11 protein-coding genes and 1 pseudogene are annotated in these 14,848 nt (G+C 45.3%); 9 read left to right on the plus strand and 3 right to left on the minus strand.

Annotated features, from left to right (window positions below):
• The first annotated feature begins 151 nt into the window (after positions 1 to 151).
• The 5 genes from MPH60_RS03775 to MPH60_RS03795 all read left to right on the plus strand — a co-directional run bounded on the left by MPH60_RS03775 (position 152) and on the right by MPH60_RS03795 (position 4,860).
• A complete protein-coding gene (locus tag MPH60_RS03775; RefSeq protein ID WP_241593394.1) occupies positions 152 to 691 on the plus strand; it encodes a Spo0B domain-containing protein in 540 nt (179 codons plus the stop codon).
• Positions 692 to 739: 48 nt separating this feature from the next.
• Positions 740 to 2,029: a GTPase ObgE gene (gene obgE / locus MPH60_RS03780; protein WP_241593392.1), complete on the plus strand. Its 1,290-nt coding sequence runs from the start codon at positions 740 to 742 to the stop codon at positions 2,027 to 2,029.
• Positions 2,030 to 2,069: 40 nt separating this feature from the next.
• Positions 2,070 to 2,519 (plus strand): ACT domain-containing protein, encoded by a 450-nt coding sequence (locus tag MPH60_RS03785; protein ID WP_034308837.1) that lies wholly within the window; start codon positions 2,070 to 2,072, stop codon positions 2,517 to 2,519.
• A 415-nt stretch (positions 2,520 to 2,934) separates the two neighbouring features.
• Positions 2,935 to 3,810, plus strand: coding sequence for a prephenate dehydratase (gene pheA / locus MPH60_RS03790; protein WP_241593390.1), 876 nt, complete (start codon positions 2,935 to 2,937; stop codon positions 3,808 to 3,810).
• A 261-nt stretch (positions 3,811 to 4,071) separates the two neighbouring features.
• Complete coding sequence (locus MPH60_RS03795; protein WP_405389307.1) at positions 4,072 to 4,860, plus strand: DUF6944 family repetitive protein; 789 nt, start codon at positions 4,072 to 4,074, stop codon at positions 4,858 to 4,860.
• A 59-nt stretch (positions 4,861 to 4,919) separates the two neighbouring features.
• On the opposite strand, the gene MPH60_RS03800 is transcribed toward MPH60_RS03795, so the two are convergent.
• Together MPH60_RS03800 and MPH60_RS03805 are read right to left on the minus strand one after the other, a co-directional pair.
• On the minus strand, positions 4,920 to 5,450 hold the full coding sequence (locus MPH60_RS03800) for a transcription repressor NadR (protein WP_241593388.1): 531 nt from the start codon (positions 5,448 to 5,450) through the stop codon (positions 4,920 to 4,922).
• A 49-nt stretch (positions 5,451 to 5,499) separates the two neighbouring features.
• Positions 5,500 to 6,648 carry an IscS subfamily cysteine desulfurase gene (locus tag MPH60_RS03805; RefSeq protein WP_241593385.1) on the minus strand — a complete coding sequence of 383 codons (1,149 nt, stop codon included), beginning with the start codon at positions 6,646 to 6,648 and terminating at the stop codon, positions 5,500 to 5,502.
• 82 nt (positions 6,649 to 6,730) lie between these two features.
• On the opposite strand from MPH60_RS03805, the gene nadB reads away from it, so the two are divergent.
• Genes nadB through nadA form a run of 3 tightly spaced genes read left to right on the plus strand, consistent with a single transcriptional unit; the run spans position 6,731 to position 10,249 of the window.
• Positions 6,731 to 8,314 carry an L-aspartate oxidase gene (gene nadB, locus MPH60_RS03810; protein WP_241593384.1) on the plus strand — a complete coding sequence of 528 codons (1,584 nt, stop codon included), beginning with the start codon at positions 6,731 to 6,733 and terminating at the stop codon, positions 8,312 to 8,314.
• Positions 8,295 to 9,146 (plus strand): carboxylating nicotinate-nucleotide diphosphorylase, encoded by an 852-nt coding sequence (gene nadC, locus MPH60_RS03815; protein ID WP_241593382.1) that lies wholly within the window; start codon positions 8,295 to 8,297, stop codon positions 9,144 to 9,146. The genes nadB and nadC overlap by 20 nt, the downstream gene beginning before the upstream one ends.
• Positions 9,143 to 10,249: a quinolinate synthase NadA gene (gene nadA / locus MPH60_RS03820; RefSeq protein ID WP_241593380.1), complete on the plus strand. Its 1,107-nt coding sequence runs from the start codon at positions 9,143 to 9,145 to the stop codon at positions 10,247 to 10,249. Before nadC ends, nadA begins: the two co-directional genes overlap by 4 nt.
• A 538-nt stretch (positions 10,250 to 10,787) precedes the next feature.
• Here the strand turns inward: nadA and ypfJ are convergent.
• Positions 10,788 to 11,633 (minus strand): KPN_02809 family neutral zinc metallopeptidase, encoded by an 846-nt coding sequence (ypfJ, locus tag MPH60_RS03825; RefSeq protein WP_241593378.1) that lies wholly within the window; start codon positions 11,631 to 11,633, stop codon positions 10,788 to 10,790.
• A 386-nt stretch (positions 11,634 to 12,019) separates the two neighbouring features.
• Between ypfJ and safA the strand changes: the two are divergent.
• Positions 12,020 to 12,164, plus strand: a pseudogene (safA, locus tag MPH60_RS03830) (SafA/ExsA family spore coat assembly protein); the annotation flags it as partial.
• Between the last annotated feature and the right edge of the window lie 2,684 nt (positions 12,165 to 14,848).

The raw sequence follows: 14,848 nt of genomic DNA on the forward strand, positions 1-14,848 counted from the left end.
TGTATTTTTTGGACGGGGGCTTTCATGTGAAGGCATGTGAATCGAGCTTCATTTCCTGTTTGTTATTTTTTTGATATACTGTACAAATGGAAGTATTCAACATGATAGAGCTGAAAAAAAAGTTTCTTTATCATAATTGAAGGTGTTAATAATGGATAAAAATTGGACGACTATTGAAACTCTGCGTCAAACCAGGCATGACTGGCTGAATAAAATTCAAATCATCAAAGGGAATCTGGAGTTGAACAGAATTGATCGTGTCAAGGGCATCATTGATGAAATCATTGTTGAAACCCAGAATGAAGCACGCCTCTCAAGTTTGAATTTACCTAAGTTCACCGAGATGTTGTTGACGTCGAATTGGAATAATGGATCATTTTATTGCGAATATGAAATCATTGATGTTTTTGAAGGTTCAACTGAGATGGACGGGCTGATGTATCGCTGGACAAACGATTTCTTTAAAATTCTCGATAAAAATCTCGATCCGTTTTTTGAAAATATACTGGCTGTTTCCATGTGTAAAAAAGAAATGAGTGATATGCACTGTTCATTTCATATGCAAGGCAGGTTCATTGATCAATCTCCAGTGATCGAGTTTTTGGCAGGTTCATTAACGGCCGAGCAATCAATTGAAATTCTTGAATGTAATGAGGATGAAATCTTTTTTAAGATGGATATTAATTTTTAGAGAAGTATACAGCAAGAAATGACTTGCAGAAAACAAGGAAGTGATAGCATGTTTGTCGATCAAACGAAAGTCTATGTAAAAGGCGGAGACGGTGGTAACGGGATAGTTGCTTATCGTCGTGAGAAATTCATACCTAAAGGCGGACCTGCCGGCGGAGATGGCGGTAATGGAGCCAATGTCGTTTTTGAAGTGGAAGAGGGCTTGCGTACATTAATGGATTTCCGTTATCAACGTCACTTTAAGGCACCTCGCGGAGAACATGGCATGTCCAAAAACATGCATGGTGCGGCTGCAAAGGATATGGTCATCAAGGTTCCACCTGGCACCGTTGTCATTGATGATAAGACCAAGGAAGTCATTGCTGATTTAGTTGAGCACGGACAACGCGCGGTTATCGCCAAAGGTGGCCGCGGAGGCCGGGGGAATTCCCGTTTTGCCACACCAGCCAATCCTGCACCTGAAATCGCTGAGAACGGCGAACCGGGCCAAGAACGCGATATCATCATGGAATTGAAACTGTTGGCTGATGTCGGCTTGGTTGGTTTTCCAAGTGTAGGTAAATCCACTTTGCTTTCTGTTGTATCCGCAGCAAGGCCCAAAATTGCCGAATACCATTTTACGACGATCGTACCGAACCTCGGAATGGTGGAAACGGAAGATCACCGCAGCTTCGTCATGGCCGATTTACCTGGTCTGATCGAAGGCGCTTCAGAAGGTGTGGGCCTTGGGCATCAATTCCTGCGCCATATTGAAAGAACGAGGGTAATCGTTCATGTAATCGATATGTCGGGTCTTGAAGGCCGGGATCCATATGAAGACTACCAAACAATCAATAAAGAGTTGGAAGAGTATAACCTGCGCTTGACTGAACGTCCGCAAATCATTGTAGCAAGTAAAATGGATATGCCGGACTCAGAAGATAACTTAGCGGCTTTCAAAGAAAAGCTGGAAGAAGACTATCCTGTATTCCCGATTTCTGCCGTGACGCGTGAAGGGATCCGTGAGCTTCTTTATGCAATTGCCGATAAAATCGAAGAGACGCCTGAGTTCCCTCTTGAACATGAAGAAGAGAATACTGGAATCCACCGGGTTCTATATAAACATACATCACAGACTGATGAATTTAACATTGAACGCGAATCCGATGGCAGCTTTGCTGTATCAGGATTCAAAATCGAGCGTCTATTCAAAATGACTGACTTCACCCGTGAAGAGTCCATACGTCGTTTCGCCAGACAGCTTCGTTCATTCGGAGTCGACGAAGGCCTTCGCCAAAAAGGTGCGACGAATGGCGATATCGTCCGTATCCTTGAATATGAATTTGAATTTGTTGATTGATTGTAAACCATGATGGCAGGCAAAAGGAGGCGTGCGGAGTTTGAATAAGTCCGATCAGAAATTTTTCCTCGTTCGAGAGGATGTCCTTCCCGAAGCGATGAAAAAAACGCTGGATGCAAAAGAAATGATTGAACGGGGAAAAGCGGAATCAGTTTGGGAAGCGGTACAGCGAGTGGACCTAAGCAGGAGTGCTTTTTACAAATACCGTGACACGGTTTTTCCGTTTCATACAGTTGTTAAGGAAAAGCTGATTACACTGTTCTTCTATCTCGAAGATCGTTCTGGTACTCTATCGGAGCTTTTACGGCTCGTCGCCTCATCCGGTTGCAACATCATGACCATCCACCAAACGATTCCTTTGCAGGGACGTGCAAATGTCACCCTATCCCTGAATACGGGTGGGATGACGATGGATATTAATGAACTGCTTACTAAACTGCGTAAAATGGAGTTTGTCGAAAAAGTCGAAATCATTGGTAACGGCGCATGAAAACAGCCTGTACATTTCACATGTACAGGCTGTCTATTTGTAGACAAAAAGGTTTCGGAAACCTTTTCCAACTGATTCTGAGAGGGCTGCTACTATGTTATAAAGAGATGAACGAAGTTTGCCTATTCGTTTCATGCGGCAGTAGACCAAAGGCAGTAGTGTGGGGGATGATAGAACGCCCGTCCGGAGGTTTTATCAATCATTTCAAGTTGATCTCTTTGAATAGAATAAGGTTTAGTAAGCATCCTTATCATCATTTTAAAAATCCAAACAGCCTGTAGGCATCCTCAATTATTATTGAGTTTGTCTACAGGCTGTTTTCATTTGTAAGAGGAAATTAACGATTAACTATTGTAAAAAATCAGAAAATGGCATAACATAAACAATAGATTTTCCGTGAAAAGGAGTTTATAATATGACATCAAAAATTGCATTTCTTGGACCAAAAGCAACGTTCACGGATTTAGCTGTATCGCGACTATTTCCTAATGATATAAAAATACCGATGAACACGATTCCGGACTGCCTTGATGCTGTTCGGGACGGGGAAGTGAATCACGCGCTCGTGCCGATCGAGAATGCTTTGGAGGGTTCGGTAAATATAACGATGGATTACTTAGTCCATGAAGTCACATTGCCGATGAAAGGCGAAGTGACGATTCCAATCCAACAGCATTATATGGTTCATCCGGATCATGCATATCCTGGGTTCAAACCTGACATGGTATATTCGCATTCCCATGCCATCGCTCAATGCCGCAAATTTCTACATAATGAGCTAAGGGGCATTCCGTATGAGTATGTCACATCCACAGCAGCGGCTGCTAAGATGGTAATGGAGAATCCTGATATAAATATTGCTGCGATTGCAAATGATATGGCTGCAGAGGAGTACGGTTTGACGATTGCAAAACAAAATATTCACGATTACGAACATAATCACACCAAGTTTATCGTCGTATCCAACAGTGAAGTCGACTTTGAAGGGCATTTGACCGTTGAAGGGGATAAGAAAACGACCTTGATGATTCAGTTGCCTGCCGACCATTCAGGGCAGCTGCACCAAGTCCTTTCCGCTTTTTCCTGGAGGAAACTTAACCTTTCCAAGATTGAATCAAGACCCATGAAAACAGGATTGGGCAATTACTTTTTCATCATCGACATCGAAATGCCCCTTGACGATGTCCTTATCCCAGGAGCGATTTCCGAGCTTGAGGCCTTAGGATGTACGGTTTCGATCATGGGAAGCTATTCATGCTTTAAAGTGCAAACTGGTGTACCGCAGCGCTGATTTTTCTTTTGTGAAATTTTTTTCTGAAATGTTAAATGGTACAGCCTTAGCAGAGTTTTTTCCAATGAATATGAAAAGGCCCCGGGAGTTTTCCCGGGGCCTTTTTTTGTGAAGGTTTGTATTCCCTTTGCGTACAAGTTCATAAAATGGTTGGCTGTCATTTTATGAAATATAAAAAAGTAGGCAGCATGATTCTGGATGAAAAACAAACACAGAATGTGATGAAAGCAAATACAATAAGTAAATCCCGGTAGGCCACATGTGGAAATAGGAACAGTAATACATACGTTGATGACTAAATCAGTGGAAGCACCTTTTTTATCAAAAAATGCAGAGAGAGGGTGGTGGTCAGCAGAGATGGATAACCAATTCAAAGAAACGTTCGGTTCTTGGATTCAAGCGATAGGAACTGTCCTTTCTGCTATAGCGGGTACACCATCCGATGTCTTGGAAGAAGAATTTCGTACGAACTTGGATTTGATTGGAAATGAACTTCAAGCAACAGGAAATGCCTTATTGGCGGACGCAGAAGAAACCTGGTCTCTAGATAAATTCGGTAATATAATACAGGCGATCGGGAATTCGACGGTTATCTTAGGATTAGTCATTGATTTCGATGAAGTAACGAAACAGGAATTGATCATCAAAGGTAATTTGATCCAAGCGGTGGGCGGAGGCACAGCTTTGGCGGGGGCATACGAAAATCCGGATGAACCGGAGCAGGCCTTCAATGCTACGGGAAATTTGTTGCAGGCAATTGGGAATTCGATGCAAGCGATAGGCGGAATTGAGGAACTTAGAAATAGTGTTTTAGAAAAAGATAAAGAAAAGGATCAAAAGGAAGAAGAGCAGGATAAGGAGCAGGAACTACAAAAATATCAATATCCTTCTATGGAAGAGAAGCCATCTGATGCTGAATTAATTCAAGCGACGGGAGGCTGGGTTCAGGCGGTCGGTTCCGTCATTAGTCTTATCGGGCAGTTGAGAAGTAACCAGGAAGAAAACTCCGGGGAAGACAGCTCAAATGAAAGCAATTCCGGTGGTGAGTGAGCATAATGGCCAAACAAAAAATCCTCAAAAGCCATATCTTTTGAGGATTTTTTGTTTATTCAATCGACTAAAATACCGGCATCCCTTAAAGCACACTCCGCTTCGTCGAGCAGTTCTTCAGATGCTGCGCTCAGTGTATGGAGATGGATGCCGCTCGTCAGTTCCGATAAAAAAGATGCGTTCGTTGCCGTCACCCTTGAAAGGAATTGCTGGACTTCCTTCCGGCTGCTGACCATGATGGAAGCGGTTAGGTCGCCGTATACGGGGTGCTCGATTTTGACATCTTTAACCGTGATGCCGATATCCACGAGTAAATATAGCTCTTCTTGGGTCCGCGACGGATCGTGTTGGCAAGCAATGACCCTTTCCGGCTTTTGCGTGCTCCCCGTTTGTAAGTACAGATAGCCTTGGCTCGTGGCAATGATAGGTTCATTCCGCGCTTTCAGGAGGGTTATGTCACCAACGATAACCTGCCGGCTTACATTCGTTATCTGCGAAAGCTCGCTGCCTGTTACAGGCTCCGCGCTTGTTTGCAATAAATGTAAGAGTTTCGTCCGTCTTTCTTCCCCGAGTAATTTCTTTCTTTCCATAAACATTCACCTCTTTAATTACAAACATTCTAACATAGTTTGGAGGGTTTTATCGAATGGCAGCTATTCCTTCGATGCAGTCCGCCAACTTGTGCATGTCGTCGGCCGTCGTGTTTTTGCCAAAGGAAAGGCGGACGAACTGATGGGCTTCATCTTCGCTTTTCCCAATGGCCATCATCGTTTTTGAAGGATCCTGTTTACCGATTTGACAGGCGCTTCCCGTCGAAACGGCGAATCCTTTCTGGTTTAATTCCAGCATGATGTATTGTCCTTGCAATCCAGCGAAGGTCAGCGCCAGAATGTGAGGCAATTGCTCGCTTTTTGCTTCGATGATTTGAAAATCGATTTTCCTTTCCGTTAGCCGTTGGATCAATAGCATCCTAAGTGTGGAAATCCGTTTTTGCTCATCTTCCATGATATCCGCCAATTTCTTGGCGGCGGTTACGAAGGAAGCAATTCCGGGAACGTCCACTGTTCCTGGTCGGAAACCATATTCATGAGTGATATTCGGTACCGAAGCCTTCAACCGATGGATGTCAGGGAAAATGACGGCACCTGTCCCTTTTGGACCATAAACTTTATGACTGGAAACGGATAGTCCATCACATGAGGCAGCTATCTTGCCAAGCGGTAATTTAGCAAATGATTGGACGCAATCCACATGAAAAAAAGCCTGGTGTTTTCGAACGATTTCACTTATTTGCTCAATGGGTTGAATGACCCCGATTTCCGAATTCACATGCTGGACAATGACCAAGCATGTTTTCTCCGATATACATTCCTGCAGATGTTCAATATCAACCCGGCCATCTTCCAAATGCCGTAAATAAGTAACCTCGAATCCTTCTTGTTCAAGTTTTGTAACGAAATTGGCAAGAGATGCATGTTCAGTTCTGCTAACAATCAAGTGGTTCTGCCAGGATGGTTTCGAAGCGATGAATGTATCGATGGCAAGCATGTTGCTTTCTGATCCGCCGCTCGTAAAGATGATTCCTTCCTTTTTTATGTTCAGCATTTCCGCGAGTTGCTGCCGTGACATATCCAATAAACGTGCCGCCTCAGAGCCAATATCATGCAAACTGCTCGCATTCCCGAAAAACTTCCGGGAGGCTTGGCTGAATACGTCGAGAGCCTCCTCATCAATCGGAGTTGTAGCGGCATAATCCAAATAAATCAAAAAATCACTTCCATCCTTCAATCTTAAAAAACTCTTGATAATAGTTTAATAATATGTAAATATAGTTGTCAAGACACCTGTCATAAACAGGAGGAATGAAATAATGGTAAAAACGGAAATCATCGTGATAGGCAGCGGTATTGCTGCCTTGAAAACCGCATTGGAAGCAAGTGAACATAAGCATGTGATACTCATCACAAAATCAAATATCCGTCATGGCAATTCATATTTAGCTCAGGGCGGGATTGCTGCTGCCATATCTGATCGTGACCGAGTATCCTTTCATAAAAAAGATACGCTGGCGGCTGGTCAGCGATATAACAAGGTGAAGGCAGTGGAAAAACTCGTCGAAGAGGCACCTTCGGTTATAGCTGAACTTATTGAATCGGGTATGCGATTTGACCATGATGAGGACGGAACTCTATTGCTTGGCATGGAGGGCGCCCACAGTGAACGAAGAATCCTCCATAGTCACGGGGATGCTACCGGAAAGTACATGATGGAACATCTTATAGGGCGCCTGAAAAAATCATCGATTACTGTGATGGAGAATGTTGCTGCAGTGGAGTTGATCATCGGGCAAGATGATTCTTGCATAGGCGTCAAAACACTTGATAAGGCAGGGGATCTTGTTGCCTATCATGCAGAACAGACGGTTTTGGCAACAGGCGGCTGTGGTTCCCTATACCATTTCACTTCAAATTCACAAACGGTTTCAGGTGATGGAATCGCACTTGCATTCAAGGCCGGTGCAAAAGTTCGTGACATGGAATTCATACAATTCCATCCGACCCTGCTTTTTGTGAATGGCAAAGCGAAAGGGCTCGTTTCAGAAGCGGTTCGCGGGGATGGTGCGAGATTAGTGACGGAAATGGGAAGGCCGATCATGGAGGATGTCCATAGCTTGAAGGATCTAGCTCCAAGGCATATTGTTGCACAGACGATTTTTTCTTATTTGCAGCGCGGTGAAAAGGTATTTTTGGATATTTCGATGATTAAGGATTTTAAGAATCGTTTTCCGACAGTGAGCTCATTATGTGAAAAAAGCGGGCTGGACCTTCAATCGGGGAAAATCCCCGTTGCACCTGGAAACCATTTTTTAATGGGAGGAATTGAAGTGGATGAATTCGGGCAGACCTCAGTTCCTTCTTTGTTTGCTGTAGGTGAAGTAGCGTGTACGGGTGTACATGGTGCAAACCGATTGGCAAGCAACTCACTTCTCGAAGGGCTGGTATTTGGAAATACACTTGGCCGTTTCCTTGCTAAAGTGCCGGCAAGGGCGATACCGGAAGAAAAAGAGCAGTCCAAGAGTTCCAGTCCCGTTTCCTTTTTACCTAGTCTCAAGACATTGCAGGAAAAATTAATGAACGAAGCGGGAATCGTTCGAAATGAAGCGGGATTAACTCGACTGAAGGATTATCTTGAGTCATTTACTATCGAAAAATTGCTGCATTTGGAAGTAACGGAATTATCGATAGAAGAAATAACGAAAATCAATGCCATGATAGTGGCGTGGCTGATTGCCGAATCTGCATTGACCAGAACGGAAAGCAGGGGCGGACATTTCCGCAGTGACTATCCAAGTGAAAATGACGCCCAATGGCTTGAAAATTCGGTTATCCTTGCTTGCACGGATGTGAAGAACCGAGTGAAAGGGAGACGACTATATGAATATATTGAAGCTTAAGCAGATGCTGCAGCAATTTTTATTGGAAGATATAGGGGAATGCGACGTAACGAGTGATACGATTTTCGATCAAGGTGAACAAGGAACTTTGACATTCATCGCAAAAGAAGGCGGGGTCTTTAGTGGAGGAGACGTCATCAAGACGGGATTTGCATTATTGGATGAGCACATCGAGGTTTTCCTTTTTGTTCAAGATGGCGAAGTCTTTGAAGAAGGACAGCAGCTTGCAAGAATGACCGGCGATATGGCCTCTCTTTTAAAGGGGGAACGGGTCGTTTTGAATTTAGTGCAGCGTATGTCCGGCATTGCCACGCAGGCTAATAGAGCTGCCAAGATTTTAGCGGGGACGAAGACGAGAGCTTGTGATACGAGGAAAACTACACCTGGTCTGCGGATGCTTGAAAAGTATGCGGTCCGTTCCGGCGGGGCATTCAATCACCGGTATGGTCTGTATGATGCAGTCATGATAAAGGACAACCATATTTCGTTCGCTGGGTCCATAACGAAAGCGGTTCAAGCGGTAAAATCCAAACTGGGGCATACGACTAAAGTGGAAGTGGAAACGGAATCACCACAACAGGTGCTTGAAGCAGTGGAAGCTGGTGCAGATATCATCATGTTCGATAACCGAAGCCCAGAAGAAATCAAGCAACTGATTAAATTGGTTCCCGCCCACATCATAACTGAAGCCTCTGGAGGGATCCATTTAGACAACCTAGCCTCATATCGGGAAACAGGGGTAGATTATATTTCGTTGGGCAGCTTGACGCACAGTGTCAGGGCACTTGATATTAGCGCAAAGGTCAAAGAACGTGAGGGGATATTGAAATGAACATATTGGAAATGGCTAAAACAGCAGGAAATGCATTGCCTGAAAAGTATAAAACGATGACAAAGGAAGAGATGGAGAACCGGGTCCGGGACATTAAGGAACGACTGGGGAACCGTCTTTATATCCCAGGTCATCATTATCAACGGGAGGAAGTCATTCAATTTTCGGATTCAACGGGAGATTCACTTCAATTGGCTCAGCTTTCCGCGCAAAATCGCGAAGCGGATTATATCGTGTTTTGCGGTGTGCACTTCATGGCTGAAACAGCCGATATTTTGACGGAAGAAAGGCAGGCGGTTATCCTTCCTGACATGCGTGCAGGCTGCTCCATGGCCGATATGGCGGATATTGAACAAACGGAACGGGCATGGACAAAGCTTCAGGAATTATTTGGCGATACGATCCTTCCGCTAACTTATGTGAATTCCACTGCAGCCATCAAAGCATTTGTAGGAAAAAATGGCGGGGCGACGGTGACTTCTTCCAATGCACAAGGGATGGTCTCGTGGGCCCTTTCGCAAAAAGAAAGGATCCTTTTTCTTCCCGATCAGCATCTTGGGAGGAATACAGCCTTTGACCTTGGCATCTCATTGAATGAAATGGCTGTCTGGGATCCGCATAAGGATGAATTGATTTATGAAGGGGAACTCGAAGATCTGAAGGTACTTCTTTGGAAAGGACATTGCTCAGTCCATGAAAATTTCACCACAGCGAATATTGAAACACTTCGAGCGGAGCAGCCTGAAATGAATATCATCGTTCATCCCGAATGTCGCCGTGAGGTAGTCGCCCTGTCAGATTATGCGGGTTCGACATCGTATATCATCAATATGATCGAAAAAGCCGAACCGGGTAGTTCCTGGGCAATCGGAACGGAAATGAACCTTGTCAAGCGACTTATCGCCAATAATCCTGACAAGAACATCATCTCGTTAAATCCGAATATGTGTCCATGTCTTACGATGAACCGAATTGATCTGCCTCACCTGCTGTGGGCGCTTGAATCCATAGAAGAAGGTATAATCATCAATCCGATCAAAGTGGAAAAGAACATTGCGGATAATGCCATCCTAGCTTTAAACAGAATGCTGGAACGCGTTTGAGTTAGTGCTTATAAAAAGACTTTGGTCATACGAAAAGGCTGTTTTAGCATACTTTGTTGCTATTTACCAAGTAGTGCGGTTTGGTTGATTTCCCCTCCAGATGCTCGCTTTCCGCGGGGCGGGCGGTGAGCCTCCTCGGCGTAAACGCCTTTGGGGTCTCACCTGTCCCGCTGCTCCCGCAGGAGTCTCGCACTTCCGCTCCAATCAACCTTAAATCGTTTCGTTTTAAAAACAACAATCTTTACGAAAAGAGCCTACGAAAAAGAGGGGCAATAATCCTTTGAGTTTGTCTACCTAATGGGGATTGGGATGGTCTTATCCCGAATCCCAATTACGACTTTATCAAGGGATTATTGCCATGATTTTAAACAAGACCGAGTTATCCTCATGTATTTTTACTGTTTTTAGCTGAAATCAACTGCCATTTTTAACATAAAAAAAACTGTAAGTAAACTCGATTTTCTTCGAATTTATTTACAGTCTGAAAGGGGGACAAGACCCCCTTTTTTCTTATTTGTAATCAAAACATTAAGAACTTTTAAAGGTTACTTGCTTTAAAAGTATTGCCTTCATTCATATCACCGGATTTAAAACCTTTATTGAACCACCGTTTTCTCTGTTCGGATGTACCGTGCGTGAAGCTGTCCGGAACCACGTAACCCTGTGCCTTTTCTTGGATACGGTCATCCCCCACACCACTTGCTGCATTCAAGGCCTCCTCAAGATCGCCTTTTTCAAGCAAATTCTCTCCTTGGACATGATGTGCCCAAACTCCAGCCAAATAATCGGCCTGTAGTTCAAGACGGACAGAATACCTATTATATTCAGTTTCGCTGACCTGTGAACGATCGGGCATTTCCTTTTCCGTTGTCCCTAAAAGTGTCTGAACATGATGTCCGACTTCGTGGGCAATAACATAGGCCATGGCGAAATCACCGGGTGCCTGGAACTCTTGCTTCAACTCTTGATAAAAGCTGAGATCAATATATAGTTTCATGTCACCCGGACAATAAAATGGCCCTACCGAAGAAGCTGCCATTCCGCACGCCGATTGGACACTGCCTGAATACAGGACAAGGTTCGGTTCCTTATATTCCAGTCCATTTTTTCGGAATTCTTCTGTCCAGACCTGCTCCGTTTCTGCAAGGACGACAGATACGAACTGCGCAAGTTCCTTCTCTTCATCAGTCTCGACATAAGTGCTGCCATTGTTCGATTCAGTAGAATTCAAACTGCCTAGCAATTCGCTAGGATTACCGCCAAGGAGCGTCATGATCAAGACAATGACCAATCCGACCCCTCCGCCGATTCCGGCCATGCCTTTTCCGCTCATGCCTCTTCTGTCTTCGACGTTCGAGCTGCCCTGTCTACCTTTCCATTTCATTTTTATTCCCCCCAGGAATGTAAGATAAGTACCTGAAGACAAAGCCTTAGGTCATTTACTTTCTTATACCCGGATTTCCCAAAGTTTAGACAGAAGCTTGAAAGAAGCGTTTCATAACATGATGGCTTCAAACCTAAAAACCATTGCCTCCTTTTTTTAGAATGAAGGCAATGGTCCCAATTAACTATCCTTTTCTAAGAATGGATTTTCTTTTTGAAGATGCCATATCATTATTTCCTCTCCAAAAGAGTACCTTCCATTTTCCTAAATCATTGATCCAATCATAAATGTCATTTTTCACGCATAAGTTTTCATGATAAAAATAATAGCAATTCACCCACTGCTTCATAGAATATATGGACATATGCACAGGAGGGGTTAACAGCGTGAAAATTCATATAGTCCAAAAAGGCGATACACTTTGGAAACTCGCCAAAAAATACGGCGTCAGTTTTGAAGAACTTAAAAAAGTTAACGCACAATTGAGCAACCCGGACATGATGATGCCTGGAATGAAAATTAAAATACCAGGGACATCTGGAGCTGTAATAAAAGAAACGGCTAAACCAAACGTGAATATTCAACCGGGAATTAAAGAATCCCAAATTCAACCGTACCAGGCCCAGCCAGCGCCTATAAAAGAGCAGCAACTTATGCAAAAACCGGCAGTTAAAGAACAGCCGATATATCAACAGCCGGTAAAAGAACAGCCGATATATCAACAGCCGGTAAAAGAACAGCCGATATATCAACAGCCGGTAAAAGAACAGCCGAAATTTCAGCAGCCGGTAAAAGAACAGCCGAAATTTCAGCAGCCGGTAAAAGAACAGCCGAAATTTCAGCAGCCGGTAAAAGAACAGCCGAAATTTCAGCAGCCGATAAAAGAACAGCCGAAATTTCAGCAGCCGATAAAAGAGCAACCAATCATTCAAAAACCAATGAAGGAACAACCAGTCAAGAAAGAGCAGCAAATCATTCAGCCAAAGCCAATCATTAAAGAAAAGCAAAAAATCGTTCCAAAAGAAGTTCCGGTGCCTATGCCGGTGATTCCGGAAATCGATATCAATAATTATTATATGGTCAACATGACCAATATGAGTGTGCAAAAGCCTCCTGCACCACCCCCGTTACCAAAGAAAAAAGAAGAGCCGGCAGTCGCTAAAAAGAAGAAGAAGCCAGCTGTACAGCCAGCACAGGAATATAATGAGCCGGTGGAAGATTGTACTCCAGTAACGCCGATTTTGCCCGGAAGCGGTTATTGCATTCAGCCGCCACCGTGGGCGCATATGCATATGCAAGCACCATATCAAGGAGTTCCAGGGTATCAGGGGGCTCCGGAAATACATGGTTATCAAATGATGGAAGAGAGCTCTGATTTTTGGGGAGAATCTCCTGACATGTACATGATGGATCAAGGATTCGTCCAAGGGGCGAGTATGAATATACCAAACCAGCAACAATATCCATATCAAGCTTCTGCACCGGTTCCGCACCATTATTATGGAGGGATGAATCCTCAAGTAGCAGGTTCATATATGCAGCAAGATTATGAGTCACCAGACGAATCGCCATCTTCATACAACAATAACTATAACTTCCCTCAGCAGTATAACCAGGCTGCCGGTGAGGAAGAGGAAGATTGCGGCTGTAATAAGGGGCTACTTGGAACTTATGGGCCGGAAGTGAAAGGACAGTATCAAGGAAACCAAAAAATGGATGCCGATGCACATCACCATCCAGATTATCACCAATATCAATCCGTTCAACCACAGCAGCAACAGCAACAGGCCCCATATCAAGGGATGTCACTTAATGAGTCTCAAATGGAGAAAGAGATGCAACAATATGAAGAAGAGTCAGTAGAATCGGCTCAATATGAAGGATTCATGCTGATGGGCGGCCAAAACGGTGGTCAGCCGAACATGATGGGCGGCCAAAACGGAGGTCAGCCAGACATGCTGATGGGCAGCCAAAACGGAGATCAACCGGACATGATGATGGGCGGCCAAAACGGAGGTCAGCCAGACATGCTTATGGGCGGCCAAAATGGAGGTCAGCCGGACATGATGATGGGCGGCCAAAACGGAAGCCAGCCAGGCATGCTGATGGGCGGCCAAAATGGAGGTCAGCCGGACATGATGATGGGCGGCCAAAACGGAGGTCAGCCGGACATGATGATGGGCGGCCAAAACGGAAGCCAGCCAGGCATGCTGATGGGCGGTCAAAACGGAGGTCAGCCGGACATGATGATGGGCGGCCAAAACGGAAGCCAGCCAGGCATGCTGATGGGCAGCCAAAATGGAGGTCAGCCGGACATGATGATGGGCGGCCAAAACGGAAGCCAGCCAGGTATGATGATGGGCGGTCAAAACGCAGGTCTACCAGGAATAAAAGAGCTTCAATTAGGAGGTCCTCCATTCATGATGGGCGGTCAAAACGGAGGTCAGCCAGGGATGATGATGGGCGGCCAAAACGGAGGTCAGCCAGGGATGATGATGGGCGGCCAAAACGGAGGTCAGCCAGGGATGATGATGGGCAGCCAAAACGGAGGTCAGCCAGGGATGATGATGGACGGCCAAAACGGAGGTCAGCCAGGGATGATGATGGGCGGTCAAAACGGAGGTCAGCCAGGGATGATGATGGGCAGCCAAAACGGAGGTCAGCCAGGTATGCTGATGGGCGGCCAAAACGGAGGTCAGCCAGGTATGCTGATGGGCGGCCAAAATGGAAGCCAGCCAGGTATGATGGGCGGCCAAAACGGAGGTCAGCCAGGTATGCTGATGGGCGGCCAAAACGGAGGCCAGCTAGGTATGCTGATGGGCGGCCAAAACGGAGGTCAGCCAGGTATGCTGATGGGCGGCCAAAACGGAGGCCAGCCAGGCATGATGATGGGCGGCCAAAATGGAAGCCAGCCAGGTATGATGGGCGGTCAAACCGGAGGTCCTCCATTCATGATGGGCGGTCAAAACGGAGGCCAGCCAGGTATGATGATGGGCGGTCAAACCGGAGGTCCGCCGTGGATGGGCCGTCAAAATGGAAGTCAGCCGTGGATGATGGGCGATCAAAATGGAGGCCAGCCGGGAATGATGCCTAGACAATTCGGTGGTCAGCCGGACATGATGCGCGGTCAGCTAGGGGGGCAACCTGAAGCTATGTTACCTGGACAAATGGGTGGCCAGCCAGGCCAATTCGGGGGAGTTCGTGCACCTGAAACA

The organism is Peribacillus sp. Aquil_B1 (assembly GCF_022603275.1).
Lineage (GTDB): Bacteria > Bacillota > Bacilli > Bacillales > DSM-1321 > Peribacillus.